The following is a 20,160-nucleotide window of genomic DNA, read 5'->3' as shown; positions in this document are numbered from 1 at the left end:
ATTAACCCTTTATCAATATACTATATCGCATAAACAATGTAAATGCTCGTTCACTACTACAAAAACGTTCGTGTTTAAAAAAGAAATTTTATCTGATAAAATTGTTTCACTAAATAATTTCCGTTATAATGTTTCACAAGATCATTTAAAAACTATTATTAATGAGGCTATGTAATGAAAAATGAAATTGGAGTACGTCAATTAGTAGAATTTGTCTGGCAAACAGGTGATCTTCACGGCGAAATTTTTAATAGTGATAACACGGCTCTGCAAGGATCTGCTATCCATCGACAACTTCAAAAAAGTTGGAATAAAAACTTCATTGCCGAATTTGACCTAAAACTGCCTATTCAGATCGGAAATAAAACATATACAATCCACGGGAGAGCTGATGGCGTGCATCAAACGGATAGTAATTATGATAAAATAATTGAAATAAAAACATCATCACTTCCATTTGACGTAATTTCTAAAGCAAAGCTCAGTTTGTACTGGGCCCAATTAAAAATATACGCAGCCTTACTAATGAAAAAAAGTGACATTACCAAAATTGAACTTGAGCTGATTTACTTTCAAACAAGCTCTAACAAAGTCACTCATGAAAGAAACTTATTCACTAAAGAAGAAGCCGAGTCTTTCTTTACAAAAACGCTCAATATTTTTGGCGAATGGATCAAATTAAAACAGAACATGCTTTTGCAGCGAAACAATTCTATTCGAAACCTTCATTTTCCCTTTGCACAATATCGTCCTCACCAACATGAACTGGCCGCGGCCGTCTATAAAACGATTGTTTTTCACAAACGTTTGTTTGTTGAGGCACCTACTGGAACAGGGAAAACGATCTCAACACTTTTTCCAGCAGTCATGTCACTTGGACAAAACAAAACCGAGCGTATTTTTTATTTGACTGCTAAAGAAAGCACACGTCAAGTTGCAGAACAAAGCCTCTTAATGTTGCAAGAAAAAGGGCTTTACATTCATAGCATCACACTTACTGCAAAAGAAAAAATTACATTTGAAGAGGAAAAAAATATCGAAGATGACAGAAATCCTTATTTTGTCGGCTACTATGATCGATTAAAACCCGCACTAACAGATATCCTTCAGAATGAGCATATCATAACCGCTAAAACGCTCAAGAAATATGCAAGAAAACATTTACTTGATCCTTTTGAATTCTCACTTGATATCAGTCTCTTTTGCGACATCGTGATCAGTGATTACAATTACCTGTTTGATCCACTTGTCTATCTGCAGCGTTTCTTTCAAGATTCATCCAAAAACTATTGCTTTTTAATTGATGAGGCCCACAATTTAGTTGCCCGCTCACGTTCCATGTATACTGCCGAAATCAACTCTGCACCAATTAAATTTTTACTCACTAAAATCGAAAAGTCTCATGAGCCAGTCTCTAAAAAAATATGTACGCTTTTAAAACGACTTCATCGCAGTTTTTCTAAATTGAAAGACACACTATCTCCTTCTAAACAAAATTTTTTAATTTTAAATAACTGCTTAGAAGAATTTTTGAAACAGGTCCAGCATTTCACTACAAATAGTCAAACTTGGCTAAAGCAAAATCCTGATCATCCTTTATTTCAACAGGTGTTAGATTACTATTTCAGCGCACATGCTTTCCTAAAGATCAGCAGTTTTTACGATAAAACTTTCAGAACAAAAATTAAAATCGAAAAAGAAGATGTTATTGTCAAAATCTTTTGTTTAAATCCCAGTTCATTAATTAATCGAAGCCTTGAAAAAGGAAAAAGTTCCATCCTTTTTTCGGCTACGTTATCTCCAATTACTTACTATCAGGATGTTTTAGGCGGAAAAAATGACTCTCTGACATATACACTTTCTTCACCTTTCAAAATTAAAAATCTTGGTATTTTCACAACTCCAAAATTGAATGTTACTTATCATTTTCGTTCGCAAAATGAGAGCAAAATTATTGCCGCCTTAAGTACAATGGTTCATGCTAAAAGCGGTAATTATCTAATTTTTCTCCCATCTTATACTTTTCTTGAACAAATCCATGCTGCATTTTTACGTGCAAATCCTGCAGTTAAAACTGTTTGTCAAACACCTGATATGGACGATACAGCAAAAGAAATATTCCTAACTACTTTTACAAAACGTCCAATTGAAAAGGTAACCGGCTTTGCCGTTCTAGGTGGTAGTTTTGCAGAAGGAATTGACCTAAAGGGAGATTCACTTTCTGGTGCAGCGATTATTACTGTGGGTCTCCCTGCTTTTAATGAAGAGACTGCAGAACTTGAAAACTTCTTCAACCAAACAAGTAAAAATGGTTTTGAGTACGCTTATCAGCTACCTGGTCTTAATAATGTTCTTCAAGCTGCCGGTCGAGTAATTCGCGGAATGGACGATATCGGTGTAATCCTGCTGTTAGATCAGCGTTTTGCAACCAATCGCTATACACGTTATTTTCCGGCTCACTGGCAACACTATCAGCAGAGTTATTCGCTTAGCCAGTTAGCAGAGCAGTTAGCCTTATTTTGGGCACATGTGAATTCTAATTGTTGAAGGGAGAATCGCTTAATGTTAGAAAAAATCAAACACAAAATGTTTCGACCCCGCCAAAAATGGGAGAAAAATTTGTTTGTTCTTTGGTTTGGCACTTTCATGGCAGGAATTGCATTTAGTTTAGTTATGCCATTTTTATCACTTTATATTGATACTCTAGGAAATTTTTCTACAAGCCAACTTAACTTTTACAGTGGTTTAACTTACTCTGCAACTTTTTTAGTAACGGCCGTCATCTCCCCCTTTTGGGGCCGCTTAGCCGACCGTAAAGGCCGCAAATTAATGATTCTTCGTGCCTCTCTAGGAATGGCTTTCGTAATCGGGCTTATGGCTTTGGTCACCAACGTCTATCAGCTAATTTTTCTACGCCTCGTTCAAGGTATTTTCTCCGGCTATATCAGCAATGCAAATGCTTTGGTCGCTACAGAGACCCCTAAGGGCCAAAGTGGAAAAGCCTTAGGATTCTTAACCACTGGATCTGTTAGCGGAACCTTATTTGGCCCATTCGTTGGCGGTGTTATCGCAGCTGTTTTCGGGTATCGGCTCACTTTTCTGATAACAGGATTTATTTTAATTTTAGTTTTTTTCTTAAGTGCTTTTTTTGTGCATGAAAATTATCTTCCAGCAAATGATAAAGATTTAAAAAATTCACGTGAAATTTTTCATGGATTAAAAAATTCTAAATTGGTGATCGGAATGCTTGTCGCCACATTTTTAATTCAACTCGGAAATTTTTCAATCAGTCCTATTATCAGTCTGTATGTCCGCGAAATAATGCACAATGTCGGGCCAATAACAATTGCAAGTGGAATTGTTGCATCTATGCCTGGAATTGCCACTCTCTTAGCAGCTCCTCGTTTTGGGACACTGGGTGATAAAATAGGTACAGCACGTATTCTTAAACTCGGTATGCTTTTTGCCATAATCGTTTTTGTTCCGATGGCTTTTGCGGGCAGTATCTGGCAATTTGGCATCCTTCGCTTCTTGATCGGCATTTCTAATGCAGCGATGCTTCCAGCTGTTCAAACACTGTTGGCTAAAAATACACCTTCATATGCAACTGGAAGAATTTTTAGTTACAATCAGTCTTTTCAAGCTTTGGGAAGCGTTGCAGGCCCATTGATCGGTTCAACTATTTCAGGAATGTCCAATTATAATAACGTTTTTCTTTCAACCGCGCTTATTCTCTTCTTAGGCTTTTTCTGGGTCAATTTCGCAACTAAAAAATGATTAGCTACTTAAACAAAAAAAGCCATGATACAGTCGATCGTATCATGGCTTTTTTTGATATAGCTAGGAATTTTCTTATTTGTTTGTAAAACCATACTTCTTGTTGAAACGATCCACACGGCCATCTGCTTGCGTAAACTTTTGACGTCCTGTGTAGAATGGATGTGAGTCACATGAGATTTCAACACGAATCAATGGATATGTGTTTCCGTCTTCCCATTCAATTGTTTCATCTGATTTTTTTGTAGAACCAGAGATAAATTTGTAACCTGTTGCTGAATCTTGAAAAACAACTTTATGATAATCTGGATGAATTCCTGGTTTCATTATATTACACTCCTTTGCCCTGAAACATTTGCTGAATCAGAGTTATTCTTAGTACCACAACTCAAGACATTGTACCACGAAAAAACAACACGCGCAATTATCTTTTTCTGTTATCTTCATGCTTAGCGAGTTTACTCTCGCACTCTTTAATAAATTCTTCGTTGTTTTTAGTCTTTCCAAGCATCTTAATAACTTGCTCAGCGCTTCTTGCTGCATCATTAGGCAGCGATTTGCGCAATTTCCACATAAAATCTAGGCAATCTTTACTCAACAACAATTCTTCCTTACGTGTTCCGGATTTCTTTAAATCAACTGCTGGAAAAATACGACGTTCGGCCAAATCACGTGTTAATTGAATCTCCTGATTGCCGGTTCCTTTGAATTCTTCATAAATAACATCATCCATTCGACTACCAGTATCAACTAAAGATGTCGCCAGGATTGTTAAGCTGCCACCTTCTTCAATATTACGCGCTGCACCAAAAAATTTTTTGGGCTTAAATAAAGCTGCCGGATCAATTCCACCGGATAATGTTCTCCCGCTGGGCGGGACAATCAAATTGTAAGCACGTGCCAATCGAGTTAATGAATCAAGTAAAATCACAACATCCTGCTTATCCTCTACAAGTCGCATTGCTCGCTCAAGTACCAGCTCTGAAACTCGCACATGATTCTCTGGTTTTTGATCGAAGGTTGAATAAACCACCTCGCCGTCAATTGTTCTTTCTAAGTCAGTAACCTCTTCTGGACGCTCATCAATTAACAACAGAATCAATTTGGCTTGTGGATAATTTCTAGTAATTCCATTCGCAATTGCTTTTAACAAACTTGTCTTTCCAGCTTTAGGAGGAGCAACGATCAATCCTCTTTGACCAAAACCAATTGGAGCAAATAAATCTAGAATACGTGTCGCGATCTTACCATGAGTTGTTTCTAAAAACATCTGTTTTTCAGGATACAACGGAGTAAGCGCTGGAAAATGGGGACGTTGTTTTGCCTCTTCAGGATGTTTTCCGTTTACACTGTCTACATGCATTAAGCCGTAGTAACGTTCTTTTGGCTTCGGCGGTCGAGCTTTACCTGCAACTAGATCACCATTACGTAAACCAAAACGGCGAATTTGAGAAGAAGAAATATATATATCCTCTTGCGAGGAACCATAGTTGATTGGCCGCAAAAAACCATACCCATCTTGCTGAGCTGTGATATCTAAAACACCAGACATGTAATAAAAGCCCTGCTTTTCAGCTTGAGCTCTAATTATAGCAAGAGAAAGTTCTTTTTTATTCATTTGACTATAATATGGTATTTTAAATTCACGAGCATAACCATAAATTTCTTTCAACGTTTTATTCTTTAAATCAACTAATGTTAAATTTTCCGTAATACTCTCCCCTTCAGGTTTACTCGAAACAAGTTGATCACTCACAGTTGTTTCTTCAAATCGTCATTTTTTTCGATAATCTGAATATCAACTGATAAACCACGTAGCTTTTCAACAATACGCTCGTAGCCGCGCAAGATATTTTCAGCTTTAATAATCGTTGTTGTGCCTCGCGACATTAAAGCCAGTCCTAGTAACGAAACACCTGCTCTGATCTCACTTGCCTCGACCGTTGTTCCCTGTAGTGAGTCTGAATGACCGACTGTGATAACACCGTTGCTACTTGAAATCTTTCCACCCATCCTCTGCATTTCGGGTATATGTTTGACTCTTTCAGGATATAGAGTGTCAATAATTTTGCTATTCCCACGTGCCTTCATCAATAGAGGTGTTATCGGTTGCTGCAAATCGGTCGCAAAACCTGGGAAAGGCGCCGTTTTAACAGTTACTGGTGCTAATTCTTCTCCACCTTTAACATAAATACTGTCTTCGTTCACCTCAAGATAAACACCCATTTCAACTAATTTGGCGATAAATGGCTCCAAGTGCTCTGTTATAACGTTCTTAACTAAAACACCATTTCCATTTGCTGCCGCAAAGGACAAGTATGTGCCAGCTTCGATTCTATCTGGGATAATCGTATGCGTATTTGTAGCTTTAAGGCTTTCTACCCCTTTTATTCTTATTACATCAGTACCTGCACCACGAATCTGCGCGCCCATATTATTTAAAAAGGTCGCTAAATCAACTATTTCCGGCTCTTTAGCAGCATTTTCAATGACAGTCGTTCCCTTTGCTTTAACCGCTGCTAACAGAACATTAATCGTCGCACCAACAGAAACGATATCAAAAAAAATGCGTGCACCATGTAGGCCTTCTTCACCTGTTCTAATATGAACCGCATCGTTTTTTTCAATAACTGTTGCACCTAAAGCTTCAAAACCCTTAATATGCTGATCTATTGGACGCGGACCTATGTTATCTCCACCTGGAAAACCAACAACTGCTTCGCCAAAGCGTCCCAAAAGTGCACCCATAAAGTAATATGATGCACGCAAACTTTTAATTGCTCCACCTGGTAGTGGAACCTTCTTTATTTTAGTAGGATCAACGTACAGTTCTCCATGACTGAACGTCGACTCAACATTCATTGATCTTAAAATCAGCATCAAGTTATGTACATCTAAAATATCAGGAACAGAATCAAACGTAACTGGAGTATCCGCTAAAATTGCGGCTGGTATAAGGGCAACTGTACTATTCTTAGCTCCGCCAATAGTGACTTCGCCTGACAGTTTCTGCCCTCCTCTAATAATCATTTTTTTCATTTTTCTATAAATCCCCACTCGACTATTAAGCAATAAGAAATCTCAACTCTGTTAAAATCATACATACAAAAGTACTCAAAAAAATCAAATGTACGCTAACACGGGGCACGAAACGTGCCTCTCTTCATCATACAAGATAGCTGCTGTGGTTTCAATCTAAAACAGTTAAATTAACATAATTATTCTCAAATTTTCATCAAAAAAACTATTACATAAATTTCATTTATTCTAATATTTATTGAAAAAAGTAAACTCCGCCCGATTGACGCCTTGTAAAATGTAGTCCAATAAATTGAACGATGTCACTTAAATTCAGAGTTACTAAAATTTATGGTTGTCCCAAATCACTCTAACACGTTTAATAAAAATATTCACTAAAAAAACAGGTTAGCCTTAAAACATTAAATCACGTTAATTCATATAATAGAAAGTTAGAAATAGGGGATTTGAGTCAAAAGCTAACTTTTGACTCAAATCCCCTATTTCTAGCTTATAATGTCCACATTGCCCTGCAAAATTTTTTTCATAAACCATTACAGCCCGTAAGATTAAGCATAGGTAGCGTGCTTTTATTGCTTTTCAGCATAAGTGTTCATAAAATCCAGAAGCAGTTCTTTTTCATCACTGTCTGGTAAGTATTTATTCATTTTTATGCCGTGGACCTTCTCAACAGATAAATGGCTTGCTAATGAAATTGCTGCATCAGTTACATGGTATTTTTCTTGAAACAAAACCAATTTTTCCGCTAAAGAAACTGCTTGATCATTCGTACTCACTCTGATTCCCCCCAAGATATGTCAAAATTCTTTATATACCTAGGATAACACATTTATTTTCTCCTGTGAGAATTCCCTTTTTAACTACTCAGCAGCGCAGGATTTAACAAATGCTCGGAATAATCCCTCTGGTCTTTGTGGACGTGAAAGAAATTCAGGATGGTACTGCGCCGCAACAAAAAATTTATTATTTGGAAGTTCAACAACCTCAACAAGCCTGTTATCAGGTGATGTTCCTGCAAAAACTAAACCATGATCAGTAAAGCTCTTGCGATATGCATTGTTGAATTCATAACGATGACGGTGACGTTCTTGAATGACATCCTCATTGTCATAAGCAGCAGCCGTCACTGTTTCTGGCATCAATCTGCATGGATAAAGTCCTAAGCGTTGTGTTCCACCCATATTTTCGACATCCTCTTGATCGGCCATCAAGTCTATTATATTATTCTGGCATTTTGGATCAACTTCAGTTGTGTTGGCATCTTCAAGTCCAACAACGTTTCTTGCAAACTCGATACATGCCATCTGCATTCCTAGACAAATTCCTAGGAAGGGAATATCTTGTTCACGCGCATATCGAATCGATTCAATCATTCCTTCAAGTCCACGATCTCCAAAGCCACCAGGAACAATAATACCATCAAACGAACCAAGCTTATCTGCAACATTGCTTTTAGTAATTTTCTCAGAATCAAAAAGCTGAATATCAACATCAGAATTAATTGCAAAACCAGCGTGTTTCAACGCCTCTACGACTGAAATGTAGGCATCTTGTAATTTTACATACTTCCCAACAAGAGCAATCTTGACTGTTTTTTCCAGATTTTGGACACGTTCTGTCAATGCTTCCCAACTCTTCATATCTGCTTCTGGTGTTTTTAGACGCAGATGCTGACAAACAATTTCATCCATATGCTGTGCTTTTAGATTTAATGGGATCTGATACAATGTATCAACATCCATCGATTCTATTACAGCTTCTGGGTCAACGTCACAAAAACTTGCTATTTTGTTTCGCATACTCTGCGAGATTGGTTTTTCTGTTCTAACTACTAAGATGTTAGGCTGAATTCCCAAGCCCCTTAATTCTTTAACACTGTGTTGCGTAGGTTTTGTTTTCATTTCACCGGCTGCATGCAGATAAGGAACCAAGGTTGTATGAATATACACTACATTGTCACTACCAACATCTGACTTCATTTGACGCAGTGCTTCAAGAAACGGCAAAGATTCGATATCCCCAACTGTTCCACCAACTTCAGTGATAACAACATCGGCGTTGGTCGTTGTTCCAGCACGCATAACTTTTTCTTTAATCATATTAGTTATATGTGGAATTACTTGAACAGTTGCACCCAAATAATCACCGCGTCGTTCCTTTTTTATTACCTCAGAATAAATTTTCCCGGTAGTTACGTTTGAGTACTTATTTAAATTATTATCAATAAAACGTTCGTAATGTCCCAAATCCAAATCAGTCTCTGTCCCATCATCAGTCACAAAGACTTCTCCATGCTGATAAGGACTCATTGTCCCAGGATCAACATTGATATACGGATCGAATTTTTGGATCATTACTTTCAACCCTCTATTTTTCAGTAATCTTCCAAGAGAAGCAGCTACAATCCCTTTTCCCAACGATGAAACTACGCCACCTGTAACAAAAATATACTTAGTCATTACAATTCTCCTTTGATTAGTAAGTTGAGGGCCCAAGCAAAAAGAATTTATGCTATTGAGACAACCCAATAAAAATAACAAGCTCCCTATTCATTTGGAATAGGGAGCTTGTAAACATCTCCGTACAATGCCTAACACTAACGTGCCAGGCGCCCAATAAGAATTTTACAAAAAAACTATCGAACAGTCAAGCATCAATTACTCGTTGTCATCATCCATTTCATCATCAGACAATTCTGATAATTGACCCTCAATTCCATCAGGTAATTCTTCTTCATCCTCAGGGTCATCAATATCATTTAAATCATTACTGTATTCTTTTAATTCATGATCTTCATCTTCCGAATCATAGTCGACAGCTAAATCTTCGTCTTCAGGATCATCGTTATTATAGTCGATAACGTCATCATCATCAGCTGCATCAGCCATGAAAGCATTAACCTTTTTACGTTTTTTACCCTTAGGCATATCATTTTCTTCATCTTCAACATGAATGACAGCTTCATCGATAGAATCATACGGATACCATGAGCGTAATCCCCAAAGATTATCCCCCAACGAAATGAAACTGCCATCGATATTTAAATCTGTATAAAATTGAGAAAGACGTTCTCTTATCTCCTCATCACTTTTTCCAAGGTACTCTTGGATCTCATTTGCTAAATCAGCAAATGGCATCACGTCTCCGCGACGCTTCAAAATCACACGAGCAACTTCGATCATAGATAATTCATTTTTGTTGGCATCCTTGAATTTTTCTAGCTCCAAACTGGTACACGTCCCTTCTACAGTCTAGACTTAATCATACATTTTTATGCTGTAAATTGCAATCTTAATTTATAATCTCCAAGCAATTTTTCTCCACTATAGAGAAGATAATCAATTTTAATCACACCAGACAAGGGATTATCCCGCGTTGTAACACTTAGCGCAGGCGTGATTGTTTCAATTGGAATATCTCCAACCGCTGTACGATAAAGAGCAGCAATTCTCTGCTTATCTCCAAAATACAGTTTCATTTGGATATCTGCCTGCTTACGTGTTAATTGAATAATTCCATTTTCTGAGATTTTAAATGTGACAGTTGCTTTGTTCTCTTCATCTTCCTCAAGATAGCGTAAATAGAGCGAAGGCCCTATTCGAAACAGTTGTCCTTGAAATTTTTTAGCGTAATCACTGATTTCCCCACCTTGGTTTCGTTGAGTCTGCAAATATATCAAAACCGGAGTTCCTTTCGCCAAAAGTCTCCACCACCTTTTTCCATTCTTTTTTACATTATATATCAAATAATTAAATTTGGTCACTATTTTAAAATTCCAATTACTTGCAGGTCAGTGCGCTTCGGAGAAGTTTAAGTTATAATCAAAAGTATAAAAGACACTATTTTTTATTAAAGGGTAGGGAGTTGAATATCATTACAGCTTACAGAGATAAAATGCTATCAATGGAGAAAGTTTTGAGAGACCCAATTCACAATTATATTTTCATTCAGCATCAAGTTATTCTTGATTTGATTAACACACGTGAATTTCAGCGTCTCCGCCGTATTCGCCAACTTGGAACTTCTAACAGTACTTTCCATGGTGCTGAGCACTCACGCTTTACACATTCGGTTGGTGTTTATGAAATTACTCGTCAGATATGTGAACTCTTTCAGCGCAATTATCCCTCGAAGAAAAAAGGCGATGGTTTATGGGATGATCATGAGCGCTTAGTTGCCTTATGTGCAGCTTTACTTCATGACATAGGTCATGGACCATATTCACATACGTTCGAACATATATTCCACACTGATCATGAAGCGATAACTGCCGAAATTCTAACTTCTAAAACGACTGAAGTCAATCAAGTTTTAAGACGTGTTTCGTCCAATTTCCCGCAAGAAGTTGCAAGTGTCATTCAGAAAACATACCCTAATCCTCAGGTTGTTCAAATGATCTCCAGCCAAATAGATGCAGATCGAATGGACTATCTCTTACGTGATTCTTACTATACTGGAACGAATTACGGAACATTCGATCTCACACGCATCCTGCGTGTAATGCGTCCTTACAAGCGAGGGATCACTTTTCATATTAGCGGAATGCATGCGGTCGAAGACTATATCGTTAGTCGCTTTCAAATGTATCAGCAAGTATACTTCCATCCTGTTTCACGTTCGATGGAAGTCATTTTAAGCCATCTCTTAAAAAGAGCAAAAGTTTTATATGAGAAGGGTAAACTAGATACGGCAATCACTCCGCACTTGCTGCTGCCTTTTTTTAAAAATAATTTTTGCTTATCTGATTATCTGAAATTGGATGATGGTGTTTTAACAACGTATTTCATTCATTGGTGCGATAGTTCAGATAAAATACTCAGTGATTTGGCCAAGCGTTTTCTTAATCGTAAGCCTTTAAAATCAGTCAGATTTAACTCTCGAACCACTGTTCTGCTGCCTAAACTCCGTGATCTGGTCAATGAAGCTGGCTATGATGCAGAGTACTATACTGCTACAAATGACAGTTATGATCTTCCTTACGATGCTTACGACCCTACGAGTCAAAAACAGCGTACCCAAATTGAGTTGATGCAAGATGACGGTACTTTGGTTGAGCTTTCAACCATCAGCAATCTTGTTGCTGCCATAACAGGTAAAGTTTCAGGTGACGAAAGGTTTTTCTTTCCAAAAGAAATGCTTGCACGCTCAAGTCAAGTTGAAGTCTTTGCACCAATTTATAAAGAATTTCAAAGTTATATAAAAAATGGCCGGATAACTGTACCTAAATTAAGTTAATCCGTGTTCCAAGTTACCAACGATCTTGCTTTTAAACGTCAGATAATTGGCTTGAGGTGATCTGATGTCTAACCTGTTGAAGTTGGAAAAGTGAATATCACTGCAACAACGTCTAACTTAATACCTGCATATCATAGTCACTGCTTTTTTATCCAAATAAGTGGCACTATAACTATATTAATTAACTAGGAGGAATATTGTTATGAAGAAAGTTTTTGTTAATAATGATTTTGCCGATGTAATTCTTAACCGCCACTCTGTTCGTTTATTTGATCCAACGGTGAAAATAACGCGCGAAGAATTGCAAACTCTAATTACAGAAGCGACAACTGCTCCTTCTGCATGTAATTTGCAGTCATGGCATTTTGTTGTGATTGACACGCCAAAAGCAAAAGAAAAAATAAAGAAAGCAGTGCTAAAGTTTAATTATCCTCAAATAGATACGGCTTCAGCCATCATTTTTGTTGTTGGTGATACACAATCACATGTGGTTTATCGTGATGTATGGCAGAAGGTCTATGAAGATCACAAAATAACCAAGGAACGCTTAGATCAAATCTTTGGTACATTTTTGCCATTGTATGAAAATGCAACATCTGATTTTTTAAAGCTTGATGCAACAATCGATAGTTCAATTGTTGCTACGCAGCTAATGTTACTTGCTCGTGCTCACGGATACGATACCAATCCATTTTCAGGTGTCGATTTTGAAAACATTGTTCCGGTACTTGGGCTTGATCCAAAGCGTTATATTCCAGTGATGGGAATTGCAATTGGAAAAATGGCAGAAAAGCCATTACTAACTACCAGATATGATGCAACGACATTAACAGAATTTTTGTAAGTAGAAGGCAGAACGCCACAAGATTACTTTTAATTGTAACCACACAAAGGAGGCTGAGTCATTTTGACTCAGCCTCCTTTGTGAACTTGTATCATAGAAATTAATATTCAAAAACAACTTAACAACTACTGATGCATTTCTACTTTCCATGATTAGCTAAATTACGAAAAAAATACTTATTCACCCGCTAGCAGATTATAGCTCTAATATTTCAGTCATGAATTTGCTCTCTGAAACATCACAAAGTTGCTAGGACTGCACAAAAAATAAAAATACATCCCGCAGCTAAACAGCTACTGCCGAACTTGCTACTTCGAATTGGTGCATTTTTTAAACTGCCGACTTTTCTGACGTTAATTTTATTTTTTTGGTACTCTTCATCCGTTTCCCCTTTTTTCCTATGCCTAAACCATCCTGCTAACAGATGAGCTTTCAACAAGATATCAACTATACTGATACACACCCCAAAAAGACCTACCATAAATAAAATATTTGAAACCAGCACTTGCTTATACCCCAAGCGCGCCACTATTACACAAACTATTGCAAGCAACAATACTGCCGCTAGCGTTTTTAAATATATTTTTCTTCTAAACCACTGCATACCCTTCTCCAATAAAATTGATTTGTTAATCATCTGTCTGGCAATATTGTTGGCGCCCACATTAATTTACGCGAACATACTCTCCAGAAACCTCATTCATTTTTTGAACAACTTGAGTCGAAACTGCAAAACGGTACATTCCCTTCAAATTCGAAACCGCCGTGTTATTTGGGCTTGTATGTCTAATTTCAATCTGATAATTATTGCTATCTATTTTTTGAACGTAGTACTGATCCCCGGCCTCTTGCGGTATTCCTGATGCTGCTCGAAATTTGGTTAAAACTTCTGTATCAGTTAGATCACTAGCAACGGAAGAAACTTGACTATTTGTCGCGGAAGAAATTGAACTGCCTGTTTTTTTCTCATATTCTGAACTAACAATTTTTGAGTTTCTTGCATTGGTGTACCCGCTACTTGATTGTGCACTAGAACTGCTAGAAACAGTATTAGTTGCACTCTCGGAACTGCTTGAACTAGTTGCCGATGTTCCGCTTGCCGATTGTGCTTGAGCAATCAAACCTTCATATTTTTGTGCTTTAGTTTGGTATGCGGCAACTACTTGATAACGTGATGGTAAGGATTTAAGTGCCTCCAGACTCCCACCTGCTGCTGAAAGTTTTTGTGCATTATAGTAATTACCTATTTCAGCATAATATACTCGTGCAAGATTAGCAGATTGATATTCTTTCTTAACAGCATTAATCTGTTTCACCAAACTCTTAGGTGTGTTCACCCTATCAAGCTTAGCCAGATACTCACCGGCTTTTGAAAGTTTATTCTCTGTGACAGCCTTTTTGGCCTTCAGCAAGTAACCTAAATTCCGATACAAACTCTTGGCTTTTGTGTTCTTTGAATCTTTTTCAACCACTTTTTCCAACCTACTGTATGCTTGCTGTGGTGCATTATTTCTAAGATCAACAAGTGCCTTTTGATATCCCTCAGTCGCTAAAGATGTCCTGCTTGAGGAATTCTGCTCTGCTTTTTTGCTACTTTGATCTGCGGAACACGAAACCAATAATACTGCTAATGCAGCAACCCCTGCTCCTCTAAAAAACTTTTGCTTGATATTCTTCACTTCATTCATCCCCTTGAACTAGTGCAACTTTATGGATTCATTATAACACGTAGTCCATATCATTAATATTAATGCTATTTATCTATTGCGTTGTTTAGCCAACTTATGGACCATCAGCTCACTCGTAATCCAAATAATCATAATCACTGCTATAGATGCATAAAGCACAAGCATCGTTTCTCCTACAAAAATTTTGGAGTTCAGATAATATCCAAATGTAGCTTGTAACTTATACAATAAGATAAACAGCGCTAGATTCCCTCCAAACATGCCAAAAAACAATGTATTAAAGGTCATTCCCATGATTTGTTTTCCTATATTTCTTCCACTTCTACGCAGATCGCTTAATTCAATCTCAGGTTTTTGTTCAATTATCTCTTGAAGACCGCTTGCAATTGCAATTGCAGCTTCAGCTATCGCACCTAATGTGCTTAGAACCGCAGCTGAAATCATAATTGATTCAAAATTAACACCGATCGCCAGATTAAAGGCTTCAATTTCCTCAGAGTCTTCATTGCTGAAACCCTGAACCTGCGCTAGATGTTCAAAGGGGATAATCAAAAGCAGCATAATTACCATCACAAGTATCGTGGCTATAAAAGCAATATCAGCTTCACTTCCCTCACTGTTGCCCATATAGATTGTAATTGCCAAAATACAGACCCCGCTAAAAAATGATACTCCAATCGCTGGAACTCCACCGGCAATTAAAATGATGGTTATAAACAATAGAAAGAAATTAATCACCAAACTAAAAAAAGAATATATACCATTACGTCCACCTGCCACAAACATCAAAAAAGCCAAAATAAAGGTCAAAAAAGTCATTGTTGTCATCTACTACTCCCCCTTAAAGCGACGGCGGCTAAAAAACTAGCAGATGGAATAACTAAAGTGATCCCAATACCACTGATAACTGCCTGAACGAGCCCTAGCGACATTGTCCATTCAAACGTATAACCAAATGAATTTCCAGTTCTAAAATAAAGCACTGCTAATGTAAAAGTCTCAGCAAAAAAAATCAACAGTAAAACATTGATTAATGGCCCCATAATCTTTTTCCCAACTTGTCTACCAGAATTGAACAACTTCTTAAATGAGATCCCTGGTTGACTCCTCTTTAGTTCAAACAGTGTCGAAACAATATCCGTTGCCGCATCCATCACCGTTCCTAGTAAGCCAATTACACTAGCAGATAAAAAAAGCTGCTTAGGAGCTTGTGTTGCAAAATCCAAGGCTTCATAATGCATACCCTTATCCTTAGTCAGCCACATCGCTGCTACTGTGAGAAGGAGTGCCATCGCTGTTCCAAAAAAAATTGCTATAAATGTTACTAGACACTGTTTATTCCACCCGATCACAAGCATTAGAGTCAAGGCTGTAAAAATAACTGCACTAATCGCATAAATCCAAAAAAAGGAAGTTATATTCCACATTACATCAATTTGAACAACAATCAAAAATAAAACAAAGTTGAGAATTACACTTACAATTGAGCGCAACCCATCACTTCGCATGACTATAAACAACAACATCAACGTCAACCAACATAACATTAGTAAGTAGGTATCACGTTTATAGTGCGAAATCGAAATTGTTTTACCTTTTCCTTTCTGATAGATGTTAACAAAAACCTGCTGTCCTGTATAAAATCTTTGATCCATTCCTCTTGACCAAGTATATGTATTATGAACTTCGAATGACTTCCCTTGTTCATTACCATTTAATATTTTTCCTGTTATGATCTGGCTTGTTTGCTGATCGCGATTCTTAAACTCATCAACTATTTTGTCCGTCTTACTATTTTTTACACGTGTTATTTTCAAAATAGGCTGCTTATACAAAAAAGCATCATTAACGACAAACAGATAAAGTAAACACCCACTCAATACAATGAGCATTCCTTTAATAAAATCCTTTTTTTTGACCTTCATATCATGCTGCTTCCTCTCCTTAATCTCTTATCCAAAATAACACGGCCAACATTTTAAAACAAAGTAGATACTATATTCTTAAACAAAATAGATCATTGTTTTTCTGAAATTACCCTCACTTGCAGCAAAACATTGTTTATTTTTTTTGCACTTTAATAGACCTTTATTTATAATCCAGATAGTACAACAATTTAAGGAGTAATCAAAATGGAGACTAATCAACTCGTACTGCAGGAACTTTCACTAAGTGACCAGCCTATTTCCGGCGAACAACTAGCACAGAAACTCTCAATTTCAAGAACTGCTATTTGGAAGGCCATCAAAACCCTAAAACAAAAGGGCTATCAAATCGAGAGCAAACCACATGTTGGGTACAAGTACAAAGATAATGGAATCCTAAATGAATTCGTTATTAGGCGCTACTTACCTGCCAACACAAATAGAATCCTTGATTTCGAAATGCACGATAAAATTTCATCTACAAATACTCGTGCAAAAGAAATAAGCATTGAAACTGATGAAAATTTACCTCTAGTCATTATCAGTGATCAACAAACCGCAGGTTATGGACGTTATGGACGTGCCTTTACTTCTCCTAACACTGGTATTTACATGAGCTTACTTTTAAAAAACTCTTCGACCTTGCTAAATCCTGGGCTCTTGACCACTGCTACGGCAACAGCTGTCTCCCGAGCTATTGAAAAAAAATTGCACACCACTCCTAGTATTAAGTGGGTTAATGACATTTTGATTGACAAGAAAAAAATTGTCGGTATTTTAACTGAAGGAATTGCAGATATTGAAAGTCGGTATATTAAGCAAATTGTAATTGGGATCGGTATCAATTACTCGACTGATGTTAGCGATATGCCTTCAGAGATTCAACAAAGAGCAGGCTCATTGCATAGTTTTGCTAAAACTTATTCTGTTTCCCGCAACGAATTCATTGCAGCCGTTTTACAAGAATTTTTTTTACTTTACCCACACTACGAAACAGGTGCTTTTTTAGATGAGTATCGTGCCCATTCGGCTGTTCTTAACAAAAAAGTTACTATCACTCAGGGTCATAACCAATTTAGCGGCTATGTTGAACAAATCAATCGTCAAGGAGAAATCGTTCTTGACGATGGAACAACTTTGTCTTCTGGAGAAGTTACAAAAATAAGATTAGAATAGTTAGCTATTGACAAATTGCTCTAATTATTCTAATCTTTCTTTAACTTAAATATTCGTCCATGCAAACCGTTGAAGTGGAGATCAAGGTAGCCGTGCACACACAGAGAGCCAATATTGCTGAAAATTTGGCTGAACGCAGACCGCTAAATGGACCACTGAGGGTGCGATGAAACCGGGTAAATTCTCGTTAGTACTTCGCAACGTACGATATACGTCAGTTATCAGGAGTGTGTTAGCACTCTAGTAAGCGTGGGATCAAATTCGCATTCACTTTTATTTGCGTTCTCTTTGATTCCAAAATAAGGTGGCACCGCGGAATAATCCGTCCTTAACGATCATGTTATGGACGGATTTTTTTGTAAACTAATTTTTAGAAACTGGAGGACACAACATGAAACAAACTCTTGAAAGTATCGCTCCCTTAGCAGACAAGTATCCGTGTATTCCGCTCAGCATCTCCTTTGAACTAAAGGAACTAGATATCTTTAAGCTAACCCAAATCTGTGATCAGCTAGGCGATTGTTTCCAATTGACCATTGCTTCTCACAATAAAGAAAAATACAGCTACTTCGCTTTGAATCCTAAAGCCAGTATAACGATTCTTGATGGCTTGATATCCGTCCGAAAAGCAAACACAAAAAAAGTCATTAAACAAGACCCGCATATGTATATTGAAAAATTGCTTATGAAATATAAGCAACCTAAAATACATGGCCTGCCGCCCTTCACGGGTGGGATAGTTGGCTATTTTGGATATGAATACACAAAATACTATCTTAAAAAAATCACTTTTATGCATCCCAATCCGGATAATTTAGAAGATGCCGGTCTTCTATTATGCGACTTTGTAATTGCCTATCGTCATTCTGATCAGCGCCTGTTCTTGATTCAAAATATTGATTGTCAAAATTTGCGTAAAAACTACATTCAGGCCTACAAAAAACTCAATTTGATTAAACAGAAGCTACTAATGCTACTAAAACAAGAATTAAAAAAGCCAACTTTAGTACAATTATCTTCTTTTAAATTTCAACACTCCATAAAAGATTTTTCAGCTGGGATCTCTAAAGCACAATTGCATATCAAAAATGGAGATATTTTTCAATTAATCTATTCTAATCCACACAGTTGTCATGCTGAAGGATCGTTAATTCCTGTAGCACAACAGCTCGCTGAAACCGACTCTTCTCATTACAATTTTTACTTTCATCAAGAAGATTTTCAAATTGCAGGTGCTTCACCAGAAACACTGGTTACTAAATTTTCAGAACAACTTGCTACTTATCCCCTAGCGGGAACACGCCGGCGCGGGAAAAATCTCGTAGAAGACCAAAAATTTGCATACGAACTGCAACATGATCCTAAAGAATTAGCTGAACATAACATGCTGGTTGATCTTGGAAGAAATGACCTTGGACAGGTTAGCAAATTTGGAAGCGTTCACGTTACAGCTCACGCTCAACTGGAACGTTATGCCAAAGTCATGCATTTAGCCTCAACCATCCAAAGCATAGCAGACTCTGGCAAAAGCGTCTTAGATATTCTAGAGTCTGTCTTTCCAGCGGGAACCTTATCAGGCGCTCCTAAAATTAAAGCAATTCAAATTATTGATAAACTCGAAAAAACAAAAAGAGGAGTTTATGGCGGGTGTTTTGGCTACCTATGCTTCAATGGAGATATGGACGTTTGTATTGGAATTAGAATGGTCCATAAAACAAATAACAAAGCAATCATTCATACAGGTGCGGGCATAGTTGCAGATAGTATCCCCAGACACGAATATCAAGAGTGTTTAAACAAGGCACGTGCTATAGATCTAGCCTTCAATAAAGTAACGGGAGGAAAAAGCAATGGAACTTTTAATTGATAACTATGACAGCTTCACATATAATCTTTATCAACAAATTGGCAGTTTGACTGACAACGTTCAGGTATATAAAAACGACGAACTAACATGCACAATGGTTGAACAGATACATCCAGATCATATTTTTATCTCTCCAGGCCCTGGTTCTCCAAAAGATGCGGGTATAAGTCTTGATCTAGTTAAAAAATTTAAAAATAACATTCCAATTTTTGGTGTTTGCATGGGAATAGAAGTTATTGCTGCAGCCTTTGGCACCAAAATTAACCATGCACCCCGGTTAATGCATGGAAAAACTTCTTTAATCCAGCAAACAGCCGATGATGATCCCCTGTTTGTTGGGTGTCCACACCATTTTAAGGCGGCTCGCTATCACTCGTTAGTCCTTGATCCCCAGACATTGCCAAATGCCTTTACTGTAACTTCTATGTCTGACGATAACAATATTATGTCAATTTCAAATGCATCACAGAAACTCTTTGGAGTTCAATTTCATCCGGAGTCAATTATGACTCCTCAAGCTGTTGGTAATAAAATTATTAAAAATTTTTTGAAAATAAAATAATTTTATATTGACATTTATCTCATAATAGTTTAATCTTTCCTTAACTT

General features: G+C 37.2%; 18 protein-coding genes. 7 read left to right on the top strand and 11 right to left on the bottom strand.

Annotation, left to right across the window (positions count from 1 at the left end; all coding sequences use genetic code 11):
• Positions 1–174: 174 nt before the first annotated feature.
• Positions 175–2,547 (top strand): helicase C-terminal domain-containing protein, encoded by a 2,373-nt coding sequence (locus FC19_RS05745; RefSeq protein WP_057876040.1) that lies wholly within the window; start codon positions 175–177, stop codon positions 2,545–2,547.
• Positions 2,548–2,562: 15 nt separating this feature from the next.
• The gene (locus tag FC19_RS05740) at positions 2,563–3,777 is read left to right on the top strand and encodes a multidrug efflux MFS transporter (RefSeq protein ID WP_057876039.1); all 1,215 of its coding nucleotides are present in this window, start codon (positions 2,563–2,565) and stop codon (positions 3,775–3,777) included.
• Between the two features lie 75 nt (positions 3,778–3,852).
• Here the strand turns inward: FC19_RS05740 and FC19_RS05735 are convergent, their stop codons facing one another.
• The 7 genes from FC19_RS05735 to FC19_RS05705 all read right to left on the bottom strand — a co-directional run bounded on the left by FC19_RS05735 (position 3,853) and on the right by FC19_RS05705 (position 10,516).
• Positions 3,853–4,104 carry a type B 50S ribosomal protein L31 gene (locus tag FC19_RS05735; protein ID WP_057876038.1) on the bottom strand — a complete coding sequence of 84 codons (252 nt, stop codon included), beginning with the start codon at positions 4,102–4,104 and terminating at the stop codon, positions 3,853–3,855.
• 97 nt (positions 4,105–4,201) lie between these two features.
• Positions 4,202–5,491: a transcription termination factor Rho gene (rho, locus tag FC19_RS05730; protein ID WP_057876072.1), complete on the bottom strand. Its 1,290-nt coding sequence runs from the start codon at positions 5,489–5,491 to the stop codon at positions 4,202–4,204.
• A 38-nt stretch (positions 5,492–5,529) separates the two neighbouring features.
• The gene (locus FC19_RS05725) at positions 5,530–6,816 is read right to left on the bottom strand and encodes a UDP-N-acetylglucosamine 1-carboxyvinyltransferase (protein WP_057876037.1); all 1,287 of its coding nucleotides are present in this window, start codon (positions 6,814–6,816) and stop codon (positions 5,530–5,532) included.
• Positions 6,817–7,385: 569 nt separating this feature from the next.
• Positions 7,386–7,592, bottom strand: a complete 207-nt coding sequence (locus FC19_RS05720; RefSeq protein ID WP_057876036.1) for an LBP_cg2779 family protein — start codon at positions 7,590–7,592, stop codon at positions 7,386–7,388.
• An 84-nt stretch (positions 7,593–7,676) separates the two neighbouring features.
• On the bottom strand, positions 7,677–9,275 hold the full coding sequence (locus tag FC19_RS05715) for a CTP synthase (protein ID WP_057876035.1): 1,599 nt from the start codon (positions 9,273–9,275) through the stop codon (positions 7,677–7,679).
• A 198-nt stretch (positions 9,276–9,473) separates the two neighbouring features.
• Positions 9,474–10,043: a DNA-directed RNA polymerase subunit delta gene (gene rpoE, locus FC19_RS05710; RefSeq protein ID WP_057876034.1), complete on the bottom strand. Its 570-nt coding sequence runs from the start codon at positions 10,041–10,043 to the stop codon at positions 9,474–9,476.
• A gap of 44 nt (positions 10,044–10,087) precedes the next feature.
• Positions 10,088–10,516, bottom strand: a complete 429-nt coding sequence (locus FC19_RS05705; RefSeq protein ID WP_057876033.1) for a YwiB family protein — start codon at positions 10,514–10,516, stop codon at positions 10,088–10,090.
• 194 nt (positions 10,517–10,710) lie between these two features.
• Between FC19_RS05705 and FC19_RS05700 the strand changes: the two genes are divergently transcribed.
• The gene (locus FC19_RS05700) at positions 10,711–12,051 is read left to right on the top strand and encodes an HD domain-containing protein (RefSeq protein ID WP_057876071.1); all 1,341 of its coding nucleotides are present in this window, start codon (positions 10,711–10,713) and stop codon (positions 12,049–12,051) included.
• Positions 12,052–12,253: 202 nt separating this feature from the next.
• The gene (locus FC19_RS05695) at positions 12,254–12,895 is read left to right on the top strand and encodes a nitroreductase family protein (RefSeq protein ID WP_057876032.1); all 642 of its coding nucleotides are present in this window, start codon (positions 12,254–12,256) and stop codon (positions 12,893–12,895) included.
• Positions 12,896–13,133: 238 nt separating this feature from the next.
• Here FC19_RS05695 and FC19_RS11760 read toward each other — a convergent pair whose 3' ends face one another.
• The 4 genes from FC19_RS11760 to FC19_RS05675 all read right to left on the bottom strand — a co-directional run bounded on the left by FC19_RS11760 (position 13,134) and on the right by FC19_RS05675 (position 16,508).
• Complete coding sequence (locus FC19_RS11760; RefSeq protein WP_235809322.1) at positions 13,134–13,532, bottom strand: DUF3899 domain-containing protein; 399 nt, start codon at positions 13,530–13,532, stop codon at positions 13,134–13,136.
• Between the two features lie 28 nt (positions 13,533–13,560).
• Positions 13,561–14,574 (bottom strand): hypothetical protein, encoded by a 1,014-nt coding sequence (locus FC19_RS05685; RefSeq protein ID WP_057876031.1) that lies wholly within the window; start codon positions 14,572–14,574, stop codon positions 13,561–13,563.
• A 78-nt stretch (positions 14,575–14,652) separates the two neighbouring features.
• Positions 14,653–15,411, bottom strand: a complete 759-nt coding sequence (locus FC19_RS05680) for a YibE/F family protein (RefSeq protein WP_057876030.1) — start codon at positions 15,409–15,411, stop codon at positions 14,653–14,655.
• Positions 15,408–16,508 carry a YibE/F family protein gene (locus FC19_RS05675; protein WP_057876029.1) on the bottom strand — a complete coding sequence of 367 codons (1,101 nt, stop codon included), beginning with the start codon at positions 16,506–16,508 and terminating at the stop codon, positions 15,408–15,410. Before FC19_RS05675 ends, FC19_RS05680 begins: the two co-directional genes overlap by 4 nt.
• 207 nt (positions 16,509–16,715) lie before the next feature.
• Between FC19_RS05675 and FC19_RS05670 the strand changes: the two genes are divergently transcribed.
• From FC19_RS05670 to FC19_RS05660, 3 genes are all read left to right on the top strand, one after another.
• Complete coding sequence (locus tag FC19_RS05670; protein WP_057876028.1) at positions 16,716–17,684, top strand: biotin--[acetyl-CoA-carboxylase] ligase; 969 nt, start codon at positions 16,716–16,718, stop codon at positions 17,682–17,684.
• A gap of 391 nt (positions 17,685–18,075) precedes the next feature.
• A complete protein-coding gene (locus FC19_RS05665) occupies positions 18,076–19,551 on the top strand; it encodes an anthranilate synthase component I family protein (protein WP_057876027.1) in 1,476 nt (491 codons plus the stop codon).
• The gene (locus tag FC19_RS05660; RefSeq protein ID WP_057876026.1) at positions 19,535–20,113 is read left to right on the top strand and encodes an anthranilate synthase component II; all 579 of its coding nucleotides are present in this window, start codon (positions 19,535–19,537) and stop codon (positions 20,111–20,113) included. The genes FC19_RS05665 and FC19_RS05660 overlap by 17 nt, the downstream gene beginning before the upstream one ends.
• Positions 20,114–20,160 lie beyond the last annotated feature (47 nt).

The sequence above is a fragment of the Liquorilactobacillus aquaticus DSM 21051 genome (assembly GCF_001436755.1).
Lineage (GTDB): Bacteria > Bacillota > Bacilli > Lactobacillales > Lactobacillaceae > Liquorilactobacillus > Liquorilactobacillus aquaticus.
The sequence above is the reverse complement of the archived record's forward strand: the minus strand, read 5'-3'. Positions and strand labels throughout refer to the sequence as shown.

Coding starts and splice junctions, on each gene's coding strand:
- FC19_RS05745 (WP_057876040.1), top strand. CDS start 175: ATGAAAAATGAAATTGGAGTACGTCAATTAGTAGAATTTGTCTGGCAA.
- FC19_RS05725 (WP_057876037.1), bottom strand. CDS start 6,816: ATGAAAAAAATGATTATTAGAGGAGGGCAGAAACTGTCAGGCGAAGTC.
- FC19_RS05735 (WP_057876038.1), bottom strand. CDS start 4,104: ATGAAACCAGGAATTCATCCAGATTATCATAAAGTTGTTTTTCAAGAT.
- FC19_RS05675 (WP_057876029.1), bottom strand. CDS start 16,508: ATGAAGGTCAAAAAAAAGGATTTTATTAAAGGAATGCTCATTGTATTG.
- FC19_RS05665 (WP_057876027.1), top strand. CDS start 18,076: ATGAAACAAACTCTTGAAAGTATCGCTCCCTTAGCAGACAAGTATCCG.
- FC19_RS11760 (WP_235809322.1), bottom strand. CDS start 13,532: ATGATTAACAAATCAATTTTATTGGAGAAGGGTATGCAGTGGTTTAGA.
- FC19_RS05700 (WP_057876071.1), top strand. CDS start 10,711: ATGCTATCAATGGAGAAAGTTTTGAGAGACCCAATTCACAATTATATT.
- FC19_RS05740 (WP_057876039.1), top strand. CDS start 2,563: ATGTTAGAAAAAATCAAACACAAAATGTTTCGACCCCGCCAAAAATGG.
- FC19_RS05715 (WP_057876035.1), bottom strand. CDS start 9,275: ATGACTAAGTATATTTTTGTTACAGGTGGCGTAGTTTCATCGTTGGGA.
- FC19_RS05695 (WP_057876032.1), top strand. CDS start 12,254: ATGAAGAAAGTTTTTGTTAATAATGATTTTGCCGATGTAATTCTTAAC.
- FC19_RS05660 (WP_057876026.1), top strand. CDS start 19,535: ATGGAACTTTTAATTGATAACTATGACAGCTTCACATATAATCTTTAT.
- FC19_RS05680 (WP_057876030.1), bottom strand. CDS start 15,411: ATGACAACAATGACTTTTTTGACCTTTATTTTGGCTTTTTTGATGTTT.
- FC19_RS05670 (WP_057876028.1), top strand. CDS start 16,716: ATGGAGACTAATCAACTCGTACTGCAGGAACTTTCACTAAGTGACCAG.